Origin of the sequence: Streptomyces sp. NPDC093510 (assembly GCF_040683555.1) — a bacterium.
Classification (GTDB): domain Bacteria; phylum Actinomycetota; class Actinomycetes; order Streptomycetales; family Streptomycetaceae; genus Streptomyces.
Genome location: NZ_JBFBEE010000017.1, coordinates 63583 through 82148 on the forward strand (window position 1 = coordinate 63583; position 18566 = coordinate 82148).

16 protein-coding genes are annotated in these 18566 nt (G+C 70.7%); 15 read left to right on the plus strand and 1 reads right to left on the minus strand.

All coding sequences use genetic code 11. The features are described 5' to 3' along the window. Positions 1-5 precede the first annotated feature (5 nt). The 8 genes from AB0N81_RS26625 to AB0N81_RS26660 all read left to right on the plus strand — a co-directional run bounded on the left by AB0N81_RS26625 (position 6) and on the right by AB0N81_RS26660 (position 9159). Entirely contained in the window at positions 6-725 is a 720-nt protein-coding gene (locus AB0N81_RS26625) for an A24 family peptidase (RefSeq protein ID WP_365362544.1), read from the plus strand. 114 nt (positions 726-839) lie between these two features. Continuing rightward, entirely contained in the window at positions 840-2039 is a 1200-nt protein-coding gene (mqnC, locus tag AB0N81_RS26630; protein ID WP_365362546.1) for a cyclic dehypoxanthinyl futalosine synthase, read from the plus strand. A gap of 7 nt (positions 2040-2046) precedes the next feature. Continuing rightward, entirely contained in the window at positions 2047-2646 is a 600-nt protein-coding gene (locus AB0N81_RS26635) for a hypothetical protein (RefSeq protein WP_365362548.1), read from the plus strand. A gap of 630 nt (positions 2647-3276) precedes the next feature. Then, positions 3277-3972, plus strand: coding sequence for a demethylmenaquinone methyltransferase (locus AB0N81_RS26640; protein WP_365362550.1), 696 nt, complete (start codon positions 3277-3279; stop codon positions 3970-3972). Positions 3973-4143: 171 nt separating this feature from the next. Next, positions 4144-6645: a zinc ribbon domain-containing protein gene (locus tag AB0N81_RS26645; RefSeq protein WP_365362551.1), complete on the plus strand. Its 2502-nt coding sequence runs from the start codon at positions 4144-4146 to the stop codon at positions 6643-6645. A 118-nt stretch (positions 6646-6763) separates the two neighbouring features. After that, complete coding sequence (locus AB0N81_RS26650) at positions 6764-8050, plus strand: geranylgeranyl reductase family protein (RefSeq protein WP_365362553.1); 1287 nt, start codon at positions 6764-6766, stop codon at positions 8048-8050. Next, positions 8047-8781, plus strand: coding sequence for an IclR family transcriptional regulator C-terminal domain-containing protein (locus AB0N81_RS26655; RefSeq protein ID WP_365362555.1), 735 nt, complete (start codon positions 8047-8049; stop codon positions 8779-8781). The genes AB0N81_RS26650 and AB0N81_RS26655 overlap by 4 nt, the downstream gene beginning before the upstream one ends. A gap of 48 nt (positions 8782-8829) precedes the next feature. Next, entirely contained in the window at positions 8830-9159 is a 330-nt protein-coding gene (locus tag AB0N81_RS26660; RefSeq protein WP_365362557.1) for an antibiotic biosynthesis monooxygenase, read from the plus strand. A 111-nt stretch (positions 9160-9270) separates the two neighbouring features. Here AB0N81_RS26660 and AB0N81_RS26665 read toward each other — a convergent pair whose 3' ends face one another. Continuing rightward, positions 9271-10095: a C40 family peptidase gene (locus AB0N81_RS26665; RefSeq protein ID WP_365362559.1), complete on the minus strand. Its 825-nt coding sequence runs from the start codon at positions 10093-10095 to the stop codon at positions 9271-9273. A gap of 749 nt (positions 10096-10844) precedes the next feature. Here AB0N81_RS26665 and AB0N81_RS26670 point away from each other — a divergent pair. Genes AB0N81_RS26670 through AB0N81_RS26700 form a run of 7 tightly spaced genes read left to right on the plus strand, consistent with a single transcriptional unit; the run spans position 10845 to position 18558 of the window. Next, positions 10845-11204, plus strand: a complete 360-nt coding sequence (locus AB0N81_RS26670; protein ID WP_003992243.1) for an NADH-quinone oxidoreductase subunit A — start codon at positions 10845-10847, stop codon at positions 11202-11204. Positions 11205-11225: 21 nt separating this feature from the next. Continuing rightward, positions 11226-11780, plus strand: coding sequence for an NADH-quinone oxidoreductase subunit B family protein (locus AB0N81_RS26675; protein WP_365362561.1), 555 nt, complete (start codon positions 11226-11228; stop codon positions 11778-11780). Then, a complete protein-coding gene (locus AB0N81_RS26680; RefSeq protein ID WP_365362563.1) occupies positions 11777-12508 on the plus strand; it encodes an NADH-quinone oxidoreductase subunit C in 732 nt (243 codons plus the stop codon). Before AB0N81_RS26675 ends, AB0N81_RS26680 begins: the two co-directional genes overlap by 4 nt. After that, positions 12508-13830, plus strand: a complete 1323-nt coding sequence (locus AB0N81_RS26685; protein WP_365362565.1) for an NADH-quinone oxidoreductase subunit D — start codon at positions 12508-12510, stop codon at positions 13828-13830. The genes AB0N81_RS26680 and AB0N81_RS26685 overlap by 1 nt, the downstream gene beginning before the upstream one ends. Beyond that, the gene (gene nuoE, locus AB0N81_RS26690) at positions 13827-14687 is read left to right on the plus strand and encodes an NADH-quinone oxidoreductase subunit NuoE (RefSeq protein WP_365362567.1); all 861 of its coding nucleotides are present in this window, start codon (positions 13827-13829) and stop codon (positions 14685-14687) included. Before AB0N81_RS26685 ends, nuoE begins: the two co-directional genes overlap by 4 nt. After that, positions 14687-16048 (plus strand): NADH-quinone oxidoreductase subunit NuoF, encoded by a 1362-nt coding sequence (nuoF, locus tag AB0N81_RS26695; protein ID WP_365362569.1) that lies wholly within the window; start codon positions 14687-14689, stop codon positions 16046-16048. Before nuoE ends, nuoF begins: the two co-directional genes overlap by 1 nt. Then, positions 16045-18558 (plus strand): NADH-quinone oxidoreductase subunit G, encoded by a 2514-nt coding sequence (locus AB0N81_RS26700; protein WP_365362571.1) that lies wholly within the window; start codon positions 16045-16047, stop codon positions 18556-18558. Before nuoF ends, AB0N81_RS26700 begins: the two co-directional genes overlap by 4 nt. The last annotated feature ends 8 nt before the right edge of the window (positions 18559-18566 follow it).

The following is an 18566-nucleotide window of genomic DNA, read 5'->3' on the forward strand; positions in this document are numbered from 1 at the left end:
AGCCCTTGTTGCCGATCCTCGTCCTCGGAGGCGCCCTCTGGGGCGCCTTCGCCGGACTCTTCGTGCCGCGGGCCGCCTACCGGCTGTCCGTGCCGCCCGACGAGGCGTGGCGGGCCGAGTGCCCCGAAGGGCACCCCCTCACCTCGTGGCTCGGGCTCGCCCGGTGCCCCGGGGGTGGGGGGTACGGGCCCCGTACCTCCGGCACCGCCACCACCACGGCCCTCGTCTGCGCCGCACTCGCCGCGACTACCGGCGCACGCCCCGAGCTCGGCGTCTGGCTCCTGCTCGCCCCGGTCGGCGTGCTGCTCGCCCTGGTCGACTTCACCGTGCACCGCCTGCCGGACGTCCTGACACTCCCGCTGGCGGGCGCCTCGCTCGCGCTGCTCGGGGCGGCCACGCTCCTGCCCGAGCAGGGCGGCTCGTGGGCCGCCGCGCTGTACGGGGCGCTCGCCCTCGCCGGCGCCTACTTCGTGCTCTTCCTCATCAACCCCAACGGCATGGGGTTCGGCGACGTGAAGCTGGCGCTCTGCCTGGGAGCCGTGCTCGGCTGGTACGGGTGGGGCGTCCTGCTGCTCGGCACCTTCGCCGGCTTCCTGCTGGCCTCGCTGTACGGGACCGCGCTCGTCGTCGCCCGCCGCGCGGGCCGCAAGACGGCGATCCCCTTCGGGCCCTTCCTGATCGGCGGCGCGTTCGTGGGACTGCTCCTCGGGTCGTACGCGGCCTGAGAGCCTGTGTCATGACCCCGGCTCTGAGCCCGCGTCGCGGGCGCCGCAGGGTGCTGGCGTACGCTGGCTTGGTCCGTCCACAACCCTTACGAACCTTACGAAAGGGACGCCCCGGTGACCGAGAAGGCCGAGCTTCAGTCCGTCCTCGACCGCGCCGCCGCAGGTGGCCGGATCACTCCGGAAGAGGCCCTCGACCTCTACCGTGACGCCCCGCTGCACGCGCTCGGCGCCGCCGCGGACGCCGTGCGACGCCGCCGTTACGCCGGTACGGAGCACATCGCGACGTACATCATCGAGCGCAACATCAACTACACGAACGTCTGCGTGACGGCCTGCAAGTTCTGCGCCTTCTACGCTGCTCCGAAGGACACCAAGAAGGGCTGGAGCCGCGACCTCGACGACATCCTGCGCCGCTGCGCGGAGACCGTCGAGCTGGGCGGCACCCAGATCATGTTCCAGGGCGGACACCACCCGGACTACGGCGTCGAGTACTACGAGAAGCACTTCTCCGCGATCAAGGAGAACTTCCCGCAGCTGGTCATCCACTCCCTCGGCGCGTCCGAGGTCGAGCACATGGCCCGCATCTCCAAGGTCTCCGTGGAGGAGGCCATCCAGCGCATCAACGCGGCGGGCCTCGACTCCTTCGCCGGAGCGGGCGCCGAGCTGCTCCCCGCCCGCCCGCGGAAGGCCATCGCCCCGCTCAAGGAGAGCGGCGAGCGCTGGCTGGAGATCATGGAGATCTCCCACAACCTGGGCGTGGAGTCCACCTCCACCATGCTGATGGGCACGGGCGAGACGAACGCCGAGCGCATCGAGCACCTGAGGATGATCCGCGACGTGCAGGACCGCACGGGCGGCTTCCGCGCCTTCATCCCGTACACGTACCAGCCCGAGAACAACCACCTCAAGGGCCGCACGCAGGCGACGATCTTCGAGTACATCCGCATGATCGCGATCGCCCGGATCTTCCTCGACAACGTCGCGCACATCCAGGGCTCCTGGCTGACGACGGGCAAGGAGGCCGGCCAGCTCACCCTCCACTACGGAGCGGACGATCTGGGCTCGGTGATGCTGGAGGAGAACGTCGTCTCGTCGGCGGGCGCCAAGCACCGCTCGAACCTCCGCGAGATGATCGACATGATCCGCACGGCGGACCGGGTGCCGGCCCAGCGCGCCACCACGTACGAGCACCTCGTCGTGCACGACGACCCGGCGAACGACCCGGTCGACGACCGCGTCGCCTCGCACATCTCGTCCACGGCGATCGAGGGCGGTACGGCGCACCCGGAGCTGAAGCTCCTGGCCACGAACTGAGGCCGCGTTGCTCACCCTGCACGTCGCCGAACGCTCACCGGAGGCGGCGGTCCTGGTCGACGGCGCGGTCGTCGCGGCCGTCGGCCCGTACGAGGAGCTGGCCGCGGCGCATCCGGCCGCCCGCGTCCGCCGCTGGCCCGGCATCCTCACCCCCGGCCTCCTGAACCCGTACGCCCCCGAACTCCTCGAGGCGACGTACCACCCGGACCCCCGGGAGGCCGACACCTTGGGCGCCGACCCCATCAGCGGCGAACGGGCCCGCGCGATCTTCGCCGCGGACCCCTCCCGCCTGGGGGCGAGCGCCCGCCGCGGCGTCCAGCGCCTCCTGGCGCACGGCACGGTGGCGGTGGCGGGTGACCTCCGCGCCCGCCCCGCCCTGGACGCGCTCCGCAGATCAGGCTTCGCGGTGGGCCACCGCCCCCCGCGCCTGCCGTCCCCGCCCTCCTTCTCCCCGACCCCCCTGATCCTCCTCCCACCCCTGACCCCGGACACCCCCGCGCGCTTCGCCGTCTTCGACGTACCCGACCGCACGGAACTGGTACGCCGGGGCGCGCACACGTGCGTGGCAACGGTGCTAGCCGGCAGACTGCTCTACCGCTCCCGCTAGCCCCATCTGCCCTAATCTGCCGCCCAGCACCTGCGGCCACATCGTGGCTGGCCGCGCAGTTCCCCGCGCCCCTGAAGACGCCTCCGGCGCCATCAGGGGCCGCCTAGGCCGGGGCGCCCCTTCAGGGGGGCGGGGAACTGAGCTGCGTGAGCGATCACGGCGGTCGGTGCTTGGGGGCGGGGCGGGTTCTCCGGGGGCGCGGAGAGCTGCGCGAGCGACCCACCGGCGGTTGGTGCTTGGCGGGTGGGGGTGCGGCGGGTTCTCCGGGGGTGCGGTGAGCTGCGTGAGCGGCTACGGCGGTTGGTGCTTGGCGGGTGGGGGCGGGGCGGGTTCTCCGGGGGCGCGGGGAGCTGCGCGAGTGACCACGGCGTCATCGGTGCTTGGCGGGTGGGGGTGAGGCGGGCTCTCCAGGGGCGCGGGGAACTGCGTGAGTGGCCACGGCGGTCGGTGCTTGGCGGGTGGGGGTGAGGCGGGCTCTCCAGGGGCGCGGGGAACTGCGCGAGCAACCACGAACCGGCCCGCACCCGCCGCGTCCCCCGCATGGGGCAGACGCAACGGCGGCGAGGAAGCCCGCCGCAGGCGAGAGAGGTCGTCGCCAAGGCAGAAGACCGGCCTGACACAATGGGCCGGGTGACCCGAGCCTCCTTGGACAAGCAGCCGCACGAAGTCGCCACGATGTTCGACGACGTCGCGGAACGATACGACCTCACCAACGACGTGCTCTCCCTCGGCCAGGCCCGCCTCTGGCGCAAGGAGGTCGCCAAGGCGGTCGACGCCCGCCCCGCCCAGAAGGTCCTCGACCTCGCCGCCGGCACCGCCACCTCCTCGCAGCCCTTCGCGCAGGCCGGCGCGTACGTCGTCCCCTGCGACTTCTCCCTCGGCATGCTCCGGGTCGGCAAGCAGCGTCACCCCTGGATGCCGTTCACGGCGGGCGACGGCACGAAGCTGCCGTTCAAGGACGACACCTTCGACGCCGTCACGATCTCCTTCGGGCTGCGCAACATCCAGGACACGGGCGCCGCGCTGAGCGAGCTGTACCGCGTGACGAAGCCCGGCGGCCGGGTCGTGATCTGCGAGTTCTCGCACGCGACGTGGGCCCCGTTCCGCACGGTCTACGAGGAGTACCTGATGCGCGCGCTGCCCCCCGTGGCCCGCGCCGTGTCCTCGAACCCGGACGCGTACGTCTATCTCGCCGAGTCGATCCGCTCCTGGCCCGACCAGCCCGCGCTCGCCGCGCTGCTGAAGGACGCGGGCTGGTCGAAGGTGGCCTGGCGGAACCTGACGGGCGGCGTCGTGGCACTGCACCGCGGCTTCAAGCAGAGCTGACCACGCCCGTTCCACAACGCTCCAGTTGAGACTCGGATTCGATTCCGCGGACCCGAGGGAACCGGCCACCGGGCAAGATGTGTCCGTTGATACGACCCTGCCGTTTATTTATGCGGCGCTTATGGGCCGGTCCGCTTCCCTGCTGAACTCCTGAGTCCACGGAGCGTCTTGATGGCGTCGTACTGCCCACACTGCGGGGCGCCCACCCCCGACGAGGCCCGCTTCTGCATGAAGTGCGGTCGCGAACGCCTCCCCGACCCGGAGCAGCCCCCCGCACCCGCCACACCCCCGGCACCCGCGACGCCTCCCACACCCCCCACACCCCCTGCCTCACCACCCCCACCCGCCCACATCCCGTCCCCCGTAGGCGCCTTCTTCGGTCGTACGTTCCGTGGGGACTGGGCCGGCTCCGTGCAGGCGGCCCTGTGGCCGGTCGTGCTGCTGCTGATCGGCGCCGCCGCACTCGCGGCCCCGGCGTACGGCCAGGACGACGAGGCCGTCGTCGACTTCACCGACCGGCTGCGGATCGCCCTCGCACTCGTGCTCCAATCCGTCGGCGGAGGCTTCGAGTTCACGGGCCGCGAGGAAGGGCCGGACTTCGGCGGGACCGACGGTCTCGGCATGGGTTCGGACACGTCGGAGACCGCACTCGAAGGCACCGCGTCCCTGCACCTCGTCCCGCTCACCATGACCGCGCTGTGGATCGTGGCGCTCCTCATCGGCGTACGGGTGCTGCGCAACCGCATCGCGGCCCGGGGCGCCGCCCAGGCCGGTGGCGGCGGCACCGCCGGCCTCGAAGCGGCCGTCCGCGTCACGCTTCTGGTGACCGCGGGCGTCCTGGCGCTCGCGCTCTTCGCGCAGCCCGAGATCGAGGGCGTCGAGGTGTCGTCGTCCCCGGTGCTCGCCGCGCTGGGCGCGCTGCTGCTCGGACTCGCCGTCTCCTGCGGGGTGTTGCACCGCGTCGACGCGGCGGCCGGCGGGGGAGACACCTCCCCTCAGGCGCGGCCGTCGGCCTGGGCGGGGATGACCACGCGCCCCGGCGCGCAGTCCCTCATCAGGGCCACCGGCACCGCGCTGCGCGCCCTCGTCGTCGTCCTCGTGCTCTGCTCGGTCGTCGCCTTCATCAGCCTCGCGCAGGTCGACGACCTGGCAGGACTCACCGACCTCGACGACGCCGACATCTCACCGCTCCTGGTCGCGCTGCTCATCCTGCCGAACCTCGCGGTCACGGCGCTCGGCATCGGCTGGGGCGCCGGGGCAGAGGCCTCGGTGCGGGGCAGCAGCTCCGCGTACGGGAGCAGGCAGGAGAGCGAGGTGTTCGGCCTCTCCGAACTGGGCGACGTCACCAACGACTGGGCGATCGTGGGCGCGTTGGCGCTCGGCCTGGTCTGCGCGCTGACCCTCGGCGTACTGGCCGCGCGGCGCTGCGCGGGCCGCGGTGAGCAACTCCTCGCCGCGGGCGTCTTCTTCGGGCTCGTCCTGCTGCTCGCCGGGTTCAGCGGCCTCGGCATCGAGCTGTCGGGCCAGACCTTCGGAGGAGGCTCGGGATTCGGCAGCTCCGGCGGCGGCAGCGGCAGCGGCAACGTGGAGCTCGGGCCGAGCATCCCGGAGCTGCTGCTGTTCGGGCTCCTGTGGATCGTCCCCGCCACGCTGCTCGGCCCGTACCTGCTGCGGATGACGGGCGGGCACGTGGACCTGCCCGCCGCACCGGCGTACGCGCCGCTCACCACGCCCCAGCCCCCCGCCACGCCCCAGCCCCCGGCCACGCCCCAGCCCCCGGCCACGCCCCAGCCCCCGGCCACGCCCCAGCCCCCCGCCACGCCGGTCGCCGAGGCCCCCACCGAGGCTGCCACCACGACCCCCGCCGCACCGCCCACCGCACCGCCCACCGCCCCCACGTACGCGCCCCACCTCGTCCACCTACAGCAGCAGCCCCCCGCGGCCACGACGCGCGGGCGGGTCGGGATCTGGTTGGGCACGCTCGTCGCGGCCCTCGTCGTCGGCGGTGGCGCGACCGCCGGTGTCCTGCTCTGGCAGGACACCGGTGACGACAAGACGGACGGCGCGGGCAAGGACGACAGGCCCTCGGTCAGCCGGTCCGAGGAACCGGGCGGAGGCCGGAGCGACGCCCCCAGCCCGGTCGCGTCGCAGAGCCCTGAGAGCCCTGAGAGCCCTGACAGCACGGCGCTGGGCGACGACGAGTCGCCGGTCCCCGCGGGGGCCGAGCGCGTCACCGACCCCGAGGGCTTCTCCTTCGCGGTGCCCGAGGGCTGGACCCGCCAGTCCGTCAACCCCGAGCGCCCCGGACAGATCACCTACGCGGGATCGACCGGCCGCGAGGAGTTCCTCGTCGGCGTCGTCACGGACGCGCCCTACACCTCGTACGAGAACTTCACGGACATCGAGAAGCACACCAGATCCGCCCCGGACAAGTCGGACTACGAGCGCATCCGGCTGGAGGAGAACACCTTCCAGGGGCAGGACGGCGCGATCTGGGAGTACACGTACACCGACGAGGCGGGCCGCACGATCCACGCCGTCAACCAGAGCTACGTCGCGGACAACGGCACGGAGTACGCGATCCAGCTCTCCTGGCGCGAGGACTTCTGGCCCGCGGGCGAGGGCGCGAAGACGCACGCGACCGCGCTGGACACCTGGCGGCTCACGGACTGAGGGGCGGCCGTCGTCGCGCCGGTGCGGCCCTTCGGCGGGCTGATCAGTACCGCCTCATAGACTGCCCGTACACCGTGCCGGCCGGCACACAGATTTCGAGCCCTGGGGAGAACCCGCCGTGACCGAGCCCCTCTCCGAACACTCCGCGGACGTCATCGTCGTCGGCGCAGGCCCCGCCGGGGCGACGACGGCGTACTACCTGGCGAAGGCCGGACTCGATGTCCTTCTTCTTGAGAAGACCGCGTTCCCACGGGAGAAGGTCTGCGGTGACGGGCTCACGCCCCGCGCCACCAAGCAGCTGGTTTCCATGGGAATCGACATCTCCGAAGAGGCCGGCTGGCTGCGCAACAAGGGCCTGCGCATCATCGGCGGCGGTGTGCGCCTCCAGCTGGACTGGCCGGAACTCGCCTCCTACCCGGACTACGGCCTCGTACGGAAGCGCGACGACTTCGACGAGCAGCTCGCCCGGCAGGCGCAGAAGGCCGGCGCGCGCCTGTACGAGCGCTGCAACGTCGGCGAGCCCGTCATCGACGACCGGACCGGCCGCATCACCGGCGTGCACGCCAAGATGGGCGAGGAGAAGACCCCGGTCACCTTCCACGCCCCGCTCGTCGTCGCGGCCGACGGCAACTCCTCGCGCATCTCGCTCGCCATGGGCCTGCACCGCCGCGAGGACCGCCCGATGGGCGTCGCGGTCCGCACGTACTTCACCTCGCCCCGCCACGACGACGACTACCTGGAGTCCTGGCTGGAGCTGTGGGACCGCCGCGGGCCCGGCGAGGACCGGCTCCTGCCCGGCTACGGCTGGATCTTCGGCATGGGCGACGGCACGTCCAACGTCGGCCTCGGCATCCTCAACTCCTCCAAGTCGTTCCGCGAGCTGGACTGGCGCGAGGTCCTCAAGGCCTGGTGCGCCTCGATGCCGGAGGACTGGGGCTACACCCCGGAGAACATGACGACGCCGATCCGCGGCGCCGCCCTGCCGATGGCCTTCAACCGTCAGCCGCACTACACGAAGGGCCTGCTGCTCGTCGGCGACGCGGGCGGCCTGGTGAACCCCTTCAACGGCGAGGGCATCGCGTACGCCATGGAGTCCGGGCAGATCGCGGCGGACGTCATCGCCCAGGCACACGCGCGCGCCACCCCCGCCCAGCGCGAACTGGCCCTGCAGAACTACCCGAAGACCCTCAAGGAGGTCTACGGCGGCTACTACACGCTGGGCCGCGCCTTCGTGAAGCTCATCGGCAACCCGAAGGTCATGAAGATCGCGACCCAGCGCGGCCTGACCCACCCGGTCCTGATGAGGTTCACGCTGAAGATGCTGGCGAACCTGACGGACCCCATGGGCGGCGACGCGATGGACCGCATCATCAACGGACTGAGCAAGGTGGCACCGAAGGCGTGAGCGTGCCCCATTCGGTGGACCGGGCGCTCGACCTCCTGGAGGCGATCGCCCGGTCCCCGGAACCCGTCGGCGCCAAGGCCCTCGCGGGCGAGCTCGGCTGCGCGCTCTCGACGGTCTACCACCTGCTCGGCCCGCTCACCGCGCGCGGGCACGTGGCCCGCACCCCGCAGGGCTTCGCGCTGGGCCCGCGGGTGCCCGGTCTGTACCGGTCCTTCCAGCGTCAGGCGGGCATCGACACGCGGACCAGGAGGCTGCTCCTGGACGTACGCAGGGCAGCCGGCGCCCACGCCTACCTCAGCGCACGCCGGGGCGGGCGGATCGCGGTCGTCGACAGCACCGCGGCGGTGACGGCCGACAGCGCCGACCCGTTCGAGGTCGGCATCGACCACGGCGCGCACGCCACGGCACACGGCAAGGTCCTGTTGGCCTCGCTGGGCCGGGCGGCACGGCGCCGCTACCTCGACGAGCACGGGCTGCCGCGGCTCACCGAGCACACCATCACGAGCCCGGACCGCTTCGAGGCCGAGCTGCGCCGGGTGCGCACGGCGGGCGTCGCGGTGTCGGTGGGGGAGACGGACCCGGCGTACACCTGCGTGGCGGTACCGCTGGCGGACGGCGTGCGGGCCCTGTCGGTGTCGCTGCCGACGGAGCGGTTCCGGGGGCGGCGCGGCGAGTTGACGCGGGTCCTGTCCCGTGCGGCGCGGCACGGGTTTCCGGCAGCGTCGGAATAGCGGCCGGCCCGGCTTGCCGGGCGCGCCGGACGGGCGGACGCTGGCCGCATGATTTTCATCGCCGTCAAGTTCACCGTCCGCCCGGAGCACAGCGACAGCTGGATCGAGCGGACCGCCGCATTCACCGCCGCCACGCGCGCGGAGCCGGGAAACCTCTTCTTCGAGTGGTCCCGCTCCGTCGAGGACCCGAACCAGTTCGTGCTCCTGGAGGCCTTCGCCGACGGGGACGCGGGCGCCGCGCACGTCGGCTCGGATCACTTCAAGGCCGGCCTGGAGACGATGGGCGAGCTCATCGCCACGGTGCCGCAGATCGTGAACACCGAGATCGAGGGCTCCGGTTGGTCCGCGATGGCGGAGCTGACGCCCAAGGAAGCGTGACCAATGCGTGCCGAAGGCGTGAAGAACGCCTGAGGAGCCGTCTCAGGGCGCAGCGAGGGCCGGAACCCCACCAGGGGGGTTCCGGCCCTCGTTCGTGGCTCTAAGAGGCCGTCAGAGGACGCGCACGGCGCCCGAGGCCGGGTAACCCGACAGATCCTGGATGACAACACCCTTGCCGGGGTTGGCGGCGTCCAGGTACTGGCCGTTACCGATGTACACACCGACGTGGTAGGCGGAGCCCTTGCCGCCCCAGTAGAGGATGTCGCCGACCTGCAGGTTCGAGGTGCCGACCTCGGTGCCCATCGTCGACTGGTCCTGCGAGACGCGCGGAAGGTCCACGCCCGCCTGCTTGAACGCGGCCTGCACGAGGCTGGAGCAGTCCCAGGCGTTCGGGCCCGAGGCACCCATCACGTAGGCGTCGCCGAGCTGCGCCTTGAGGAAGCTGATGACCGCGCCGACGCTGCCGCTGGCCGGGGCGACCGAGTTCGAGGCGGTGGAACCGCCGCCGCCGGTGGCGGACTGCGTGCTGAGCGACGTGCGTTCGGTGGAACGCGAGGCGCGCTCCTCGTCGGCCTTCTTCTTGGCGGCGGCCTCGGCCTTGCGCTCGGCCTCGGCCTTCTTCTCGGCCTTCGCCAGGTCTTCCTTGGCCTGCTTGGCGGCCTTGGCGGCGGCCGCGTCCTGCTCGGCGCGCGACTCGTAGGTGTCGGCGGCCTGCTGGGTGGCGTCCGCCGACTGCGCGATCTGGGCGGACAGATCGGCGGTGAGCGTGGGCATTTCGATGGTCTCGGACACCGGCTCGGCCGCGTTCGCCGTACCGGCCGCCGCGGCCACTGCCAGGGTGCTGAGTACGCCACCGGCAACTCCGGCGCGCAGCGCAATCTTGGAGGCGCTGCGACGGGGCTTCCGGTGGCTGGGTATGTGAGCGGTGTGGGACATGAGACCAACCGCTATCAGGGACTCACGGTTCCCTTCAAGAAACGTGTGCTGCGCCACAGTTGCGGATTCCGGGACCGAATCCCGGGCGTGTCGCTCTTTATTGACGCCGTAACGGGCAATGCGGACAGTGGTGATCACGCCTGTGATCATGGGTTTTCTGCGATACGCCCGAATTGCCCACGGTCTACCACCCGTTGAGTCCGTTGGCCAAGCCCGGCTTATTCGGGGATGTTGCCCATGTGGCGCAGGTCACATGGTGGCCCTGTTGGGGATCTCCCTGAGATCTCGCTGATACCTCCCTGAGATCTGCCGCAGTTTTCCGTCCGTCGGCGTCGGCCGCTCGTGAATCCGTGCACGCGTCCACATCCGTCCACACCTCTGCCGCCAAAGTGTGAACGCGGCCCACTATCAAGCGATCGCGTCCAGCGCCAATTTGCTTGCAGATGCCATCGCTTGATAGGGCGACACCCCTTCGACCAGCGACGACGCGCTGAGATGTCACCTCTAGTGATCACTCAGGCGCTTCGCGTACGAAGATCACCGCTCATCCGACTTCATGATCCTTCGTCAGGTGGTGGAGATCACAAAGCCGTTGTCGCACCCCGTGTCGCAGATCACAGACCGGCAGGCATAGGATGCGGGGCAGTTGGGCTTGTGACCTGCTTCACATGTAAGCGATCTTCGATGGGAGCAGGGCTCGGTCCGACGCAACCGCCAACAGTCAGTGCCGACTGAGAGGAGCGAGGAGCGTGAACGCCTATGCGCCCATCCTCGTGCTGGGAGCCCTCGGGGCAGGCTTTGCGATCTTCTCCGTGGTCATGGCCACGCTTATCGGTCCAAAGCGGTACAACCGCGCGAAGCTAGAGGCCTATGAGTGCGGCATCGAGCCGACGCCGACGCCGGCAGGCGGCGGACGATTCCCCATCAAGTACTACCTGACGGCGATGCTCTTCATCGTCTTCGACATCGAGATCGTCTTCCTCTATCCCTGGGCCGTCACCTTCGACGCGCTGGGGATTTTCGGGCTCGTGGAGATGCTGCTCTTCGTGCTCACCGTCTTTGTCGCCTACGCGTACGTATGGCGTCGCGGCGGCCTGGAATGGGACTAAGGGTCTGAGGGGTCAAAGAGCATGGGACTCGAAGAGAAACTGCCGAGCGGATTTCTGCTGACCACCGTCGAGCAGGCCGCGGGCTGGATGCGGAAGTCCTCCGTCTTCCCCGCCACGTTCGGCCTCGCCTGCTGCGCCATCGAGATGATGACGACCGGCGCCGGGCGGTACGACATGGCGCGCTTCGGCATGGAGGTCTTCCGCGGTTCGCCGCGCCAGGCCGACCTGATGATCGTGGCGGGCCGGGTGAGCCAGAAGATGGCGCCGGTGCTGCGGCAGGTCTATGACCAGATGCCCAACCCCAAGTGGGTCATTTCCATGGGGGTTTGCGCATCATCGGGTGGAATGTTTAACAATTACGCGATTGTCCAAGGCGTGGACCATGTTGTCCCGGTCGACATCTATTTGCCCGGCTGCCCGCCGCGCCCCGAGATGCTGTTGGACGCGATTCTCAAGCTCCACCAGAAAATCCAGGACACCAAGCTCGGCGTGAACGCGGAAGAAGCGGCCCGTGAGGCGGAGGAGGCGGCCCTCAAGGCGCTCCCCACCATCGAGATGAAGGGGCTGCTGCGGTGAGCGACGCGCACAACTCGCCCGACGACCACCTGAACGGCAACGGCGTACCCGCGCCGCGCGACGAGGCCGGCGAGGTCATCGGCGTACGCAGAGGCATGTTCGGCGCCGCCGGCGGCGGGGACACATCCGGTTACGGCGGGCTCGTACGGACCATCACCCTGCCCGGCGCCTCCTCGCGCCCCTACGGCGGCTGGTTCGACGAGACGGCGGACGAACTGGAGGGAGCCCTGGAGGAGCAGGGCCTCGTCCCGGAGAACGCGATCGAGAAGACGGTCGTCGACCGCGACGAACTCACCTTCCACATCGCGCGCGAGCACCTCGTCCGCGTCGCCCGGACCCTGCGCGACGACCCGGCCCTGCGCTTCGAGCTCTGCACCGGCGTGAGCGGCGTGCACTTCCTCGGGGACAAGGGCCGCGAGCTGCACGCCGTCTACCACCTGCGCTCGATCACCCACAACCGGCTGATCCGGCTCGAAGTCGCCGTCCCCGACGCCGATCCGCACCTGCCCTCACTGGTCCCGGTCTATCCGACCAACGACTGGCACGAGCGCGAGGCGTACGACTTCTTCGGCCTCGTCTTCGACGGCCACCCGGCGCTCACGCGGATCATGATGCCGGACGACTGGCAGGGCTTCCCGCAGCGCAAGGACTACCCCCTCGGCGGCATCCCCGTCGAGTACAAGGGCGCCCAGATCCCGGCTCCGGACCAGCGGAGGTCGTACACCTGATGAGCACTTCACATGCATCCGCCCGGGAGACGACCGAAGGGACTGTATATACAGTCACCGGCGGCGACTGGGACGAGGTCGTCCAGTCCGCGGCCAAGGCCGACGACGAGCGCATCATCGTCAACATGGGCCCGCAGCACCCGTCCACGCACGGCGTGCTCCGGCTCATCCTGGAGATTGAGGGCGAGACCGTCACCGAGGCCCGCTGCGGCATCGGCTATCTGCACACCGGCATCGAGAAGAACCTCGAGTACCGCACGTGGACGCAGGGCACGACGTTCGTCACGCGCATGGACTATCTGACGCCGTTCTTCAACGAGACGGCGTACTGCCTCGGCGTCGAGAAGCTCCTCGGCATCGAGGACCGCATCCCGGACCGCGCCTCGGTCATCCGCGTCCTCCTCATGGAGCTCAACCGCCTCTCCTCGCACCTGGTGTGCATCGCCACGGGCGGCATGGAGCTCGGCGCGACCACGATCATGATCTACGGATTCCGCGATCGTGAACTCGTTCTCGACCTCTTCGAACTCATCACCGGCCTGCGCATGAACCACGCGTACGTCCGGCCCGGCGGACTCGCCCAGGACCTGCCGCCCGGCACGGTGGACCAACTGCGCGAGTTCGTGAAGAAGATGAAGAAAAACCTTCCCGAGTACGACAAGCTCGCCACCGGGAACCCCATCTTCAAGGCCCGCATGCAGGACGTCGGCTATCTCGACCTCGCCGGCTGCATGGCCCTCGGCGCCACAGGACCGGTCCTGCGCTCGGCGGGACTCCCGCACGACCTGCGCAAGAGCCAGCCCTACTGCGGCTACGAGAACTACGAGTTCGACATCCCGACCGCCGACACCTGCGACTCGTACGGGCGGTTCCTGATCCGCCTCGAAGAGATGCGGCAGTCGCTGCGCATCATCGAGCAGTGCATCGACCGGCTCGCCCCCGGGCCGGTCATGGTCGAGGACAAGAAGATCGCCTGGCCCGCCCAGCTGGCCCTCGGCCCCGACGGCCTCGGCAACTCGCTCGACCACATCAAGAAGATCATGGGCACCTCCATGGAGTCCCTCATCCACCACTTCAAGCTGGTGACCGAGGGCTTCAGGGTCCCGCCCGGGCAGACGTACACAGCGGTCGAGTCGCCCAAGGGCGAACTCGGCGTGCACGTCGTGTCCGACGGAGGCACCCGTCCCTACCGGGTCCACTTCCGCGACCCGTCCTTCACCAACCTGCAGGCCATGGCGGCGATGTGCGAAGGCGGCCAGGTCGCCGACGTCATCGTCGCCGTCGCGTCCATCGACCCCGTGATGGGAGGCGTCGACCGGTGACCACCACTCCTTCTGAGCAGGGCGCGGGCGTCAGCCTTGGCATGCCCCAACTCCCCGCCCCCGACTACCCGGCCGAAGTGCGGGCCCGCCTCGAGGTGGACGCCAAGGAGGTCATCGCCCGCTACCCGGGGTCCCGGTCCGCGCTCCTCCCGCTGCTGCACCTGGTGCAGTCGGAGGAAGGCCACGTCACCCGGACGGGCATGCGGTTCTGCGCCGAGATGCTCGGCCTGACCACGGCCGAGGTCACGGCCGTCGCGACCTTCTACACCATGTACCGGCGCAAGCCCTCCGGCGACTACCAGGTCGGGGTCTGCACCAACACGCTCTGCGCGGTCATGGGCGGCGACGCGATCTTCGACGAGCTCAAGCAGCACCTCGGCGTCGGAGACGACGGGACCGACATGACAACTGCGGACGGCAAGATCACTCTTGAGCACATCGAGTGCAACGCCGCCTGCGACTTCGCCCCCGTGGTGATGGTCAACTGGGAGTTCTTCGACAACCAGACCCCCGGGTCCGCCAAGCGGCTCGTCGACGACCTGCGCGCGGGTGTACCGGTCGAGCCCACGCGCGGGGCGCCCCTGTGCACGTACAAGGAGACCGCCCGCATCCTGGCGGGCTTCCCCGACGAGCGGCCCGGCGCCGTCGAGGCGAGCGGCGGCGCGGGCCCCGCCTCGCTGATCGGCCTGCGGCTGGCCAAGGGCGAGGTGCCGCAGCCGCGTGTGGTCCACCCGCGTGCGGGAGGCCCTCAGGACGAAGCGCCCGCCGAGCACCTCAGCTCGCACGACGCACCGCAGCAGACCTCGGCGTCCGACCCGGCGCACCCGGCCGGACCGACCGCCGAGGAGGGGGAGTGATGACCTTGGCAGCCGAGATCGACAACGAGACCAGCCCCGAGAAACTGCTCGCACCGGTCCTCTCCGCCTTCTGGGACGAGGAGAGGTCCTGGACGCTGGAGACCTACCGGAGGCACGAGGGGTACGAAGGCCTGCGCAAGGCGCTCGCCATGGACCCGGACGACCTCATCGCGTACGTGAAGGACTCCGGTCTGCGCGGCAGGGGCGGCGCGGGATTCCCCACCGGAATGAAGTGGCAGTTCATTCCGCAGGGAGACGGCAAGCCGCACTATCTGGTTGTCAACGCCGACGAATCGGAGCCCGGGACCTGCAAGGACATCCCGCTCCTCTTCGCGAACCCGCATTCCCTCATCGAGGGCATCGTGATCGCGTGCTACGCGATCAGGTCGTCACATGCCTTCATCTACCTGCGCGGTGAAGTAGTCCCCGTACTCCGGCGGTTGCACGAGGCCGTCCGCGAGGCCTACGCGGCGGGCTACCTCGGGAAGAACGTGCTGGGCAGCGGACTCGATCTGGAACTCACCGTGCACGCGGGCGCGGGCGCGTACATCTGCGGTGAGGAGACCGCGCTGCTCGACTCGCTCGAAGGCCGCCGTGGTCAGCCGCGACTGCGTCCCCCCTTCCCTGCGGTCGCGGGCCTCTACGCATGCCCCACTGTGGTGAACAACGTCGAGTCCATCGCATCCGTTCCCGCGATCCTCAATCGGGGGAAAGACTGGTTCAAGTCGATGGGCAGCGAGAAGTCCCCGGGATTCACGCTCTACTCGCTGAGCGGCCACGTCACCAACCCCGGACAGTACGAGGCGCCGCTCGGCATCACGCTCCGCCAGCTGCTCGACATGAGCGGCGGCATGCGGGCCGGACACCGGCTCAAGTTCTGGACGCCGGGCGGCTCATCGACCCCGATGTTCACCGACGAGCACCTCGACGTCCCCCTCGACTACGAAGGCGTCGGCGCCGCCGGATCGATGCTCGGCACGAAGGCGCTCCAGTGCTTCGACGAGACGACGTGCGTCGTGCGGGCCGTGACCCGATGGACCGAGTTCTACGCCCACGAGTCCTGCGGCAAGTGCACGCCCTGCCGCGAAGGGACGTACTGGCTGGTGCAGTTGCTCCGCGACATCGAGGCCGGCAAGGGCGTCATGGCCGACCTCGACAAGCTGAACGACATCGCCGACAACATCAACGGCAAGTCCTTCTGCGCCCTGGGCGACGGCGCGGCCTCGCCGATCTTCTCCTCGCTGAAGTACTTCCGCGAGGAGTACGAGCAGCACATCACCGGCAAGGGCTGCCCCTTCGACCCGGCCAAGTCGACTCTCTGGGCCGACAGGCCCGCTGAAAACGCGCAGGTGAACGCATGACAGTGACCACCAACAACGCTCCCTCCGGGGGCGGGGAGGCGGCGGTCCCGCCCGAGGATCTCGTCTCGCTGACCATCGACGGCATCGAGATCAGCGTCCCCAAGGGGACGCTGGTGATCCGGGCCGCCGAGCTCCTCGGCATCGAGATCCCGCGGTTCTGCGACCACCCCCTGCTCGACCCGGCGGGCGCCTGCCGCCAGTGCATCGTCGAGGTGGAGGGCCAGCGCAAGCCGATGGCGTCCTGCACCATCACCTGCACCGACGGCATGGTCGTGAAGTCGCAGCTGACCTCGGCCGTCGCGGAGAAGTCCCAGCGCGGTGTGATGGAGCTGCTGCTCATCAACCACCCGCTGGACTGCCCCGTCTGCGACAAGGGCGGCGAGTGTCCGCTGCAGAACCAGGCGATGCAGGTCGGCGACTCGGACACCCGCTTCGAGGGCAAGAAGCGGACGTTCGAGAAGCCGGTGCCGATCTCCACACAGGTGCTGCTCGACCGTGAACGGTGTGTGCTCTGCGCGCGCTGCACCCGGTTCAGCAACCAGGTCGCCGGCGACCCGATGATCGAGCTCCTCGAGCGCGGCGCCCTCCAGCAGGTCGGCACCGGCGAGGGCGACCCCTTCGAGTCGTACTTCTCCGGGAACACCATCCAGATCTGCCCGGTCGGCGCGCTGACCTCGGCGGCGTATCGCTTCCGCTCCCGCCCCTTCGACCTCGTGTCGTCGCCCTCGGTGTGCGAGCACTGCTCGGGCGGCTGCGCGACGCGCACCGACCACCGGCGCGGCAAGGTCATGCGGCGGCTCGCCGCGGACGACCCCGAGGTCAACGAAGAGTGGATGTGCGACAAGGGGCGCTTCGGCTTCCGGTACGCGCAGCGTCCGGACCGGCTGACCACCCCCCTGGTGCGCAACGCCTCCACGGGCGAGCTGGAGCCCGCCAGCTGGCCCGAGGCTCTGGAGATCGCGGCCCGGGGTCTCGCCGCCGCGCGCGGCCGCGCCGGGGTGCTCGTCGGCGGCCGCCTCACCGTGGAGGACGCCTACGCGTACAGCAAGTACGCGCGCGTGGCGCTCGACACGAACGACATCGACTTCCGCGCGCGCGTGCACAGCAGCGAGGAGGCCGACTTCCTGGCGGCCAAGGTGGCGGGCCGGGGCAAGGACCTCGACGGGAGCGGCGTCACGTACACCCTCCTGGAGAAGGCGCCCGCCGTCCTGCTCGCCGGGTTCGAGTCCGAGGAGGAGGCGCCCGGCGTCTTCCTCCGGCTGCGCAAGGCCTGGCGCAAGCACGGGCAGCGCACCTTCTCCATCGCGACGTTCGCGACCCGCGGCCTGGAGAAGGCGGGCGGCACGCTCCTGCCCGCCGCCCCGGGCACCGAGACCGAGTGGCTCGACGCGCTCGCGGCGGGAGTCGGACTGGAGAACGCCGGTGCCCAGGCGTCCGAGGCGCTGCGCGCCGAGGGCGCGGTCATCGTCGTCGGCGAGCGGCTCGCCGCCGTGCCCGGCGGGCTCACCGCCGCGGTGCGGGCCGCCTCCGCGACCGGCGCCCGGCTCGTGTGGATTCCGCGCAGGGCCGGCGAGCGCGCCGCCATCGAGGTGGGCGCACTGCCGTCGCTGCTTCCCGGCGGACGTCCGGCCACCGACCCGCGCGCGCGGGACGAGGTCGCGGCCGCCTGGGGCGTCGCCGAACTCCCGCACCGCTACGGCCGCGACACCGGCCAGATCGTCGAGGCCGCCGCGACCGGTGAACTCGGCGCGCTCCTCGTGGCGGGTGTCGAGGTCGCCGACCTGCCCGACCCGACGCGCGCGCGTGCGGCGCTCGACGAGGTCGGCTTCCTGGTCTCGCTGGAGCTGCGGCCCAGCGAGGTGACGGAGCGGGCCGACGTGGTCCTGCCCGTGGCCGCCGTCGCGGAGAAGCCCGGCACCTTCCTCAACTGGGAGGGCAGGGTGCGGATGTTCGACGCCGCGCTCAAGCCGGACCAGATGACGCGCAGGCTGGCGCCCACCGACGCGCGTGTCCTGCACATGCTCGCCGACGCCGGGGACATCCACCTCGGCCTGCCCGACCTGGTGACCCTGCGCCGCGAGCTGGAGCGGCTCGGCGGCTGGGACGGGCCGCACGCCACGGTGCCCCTGGAGACCGGCGTCCAGCCGCCGCGGCCCGCCGCAGGCGAGGCCGTCCTCGCGGGACACCGGATGCTGCTCGACAAGGGCCGCCTCCAGGACGGCGACGAAGCGCTGGCCGGCACGCGGCACGCCGCCCGCGCGCGCGTGTCCGCGGCGACCGCCGCGGAGGCGGGCGTCAAGGACGGCGACCCGCTGGCCGTCACCGGACCGGCCGGGACGACGGAACTCCCGCTGCAGATCACGGAGATGCCCGACCGCGTGGTCTGGCTGCCGCTGAACTCGACCGGGGGAGGCGTCACGTCGGACACCGGCGCCCGCCCCGGCGACCTCGTCCGCATCGGCCCGGCGGTCCTGCCGGAGCCCACTGAGGCCCCGGAGGTGACGTCGTGACGCACACT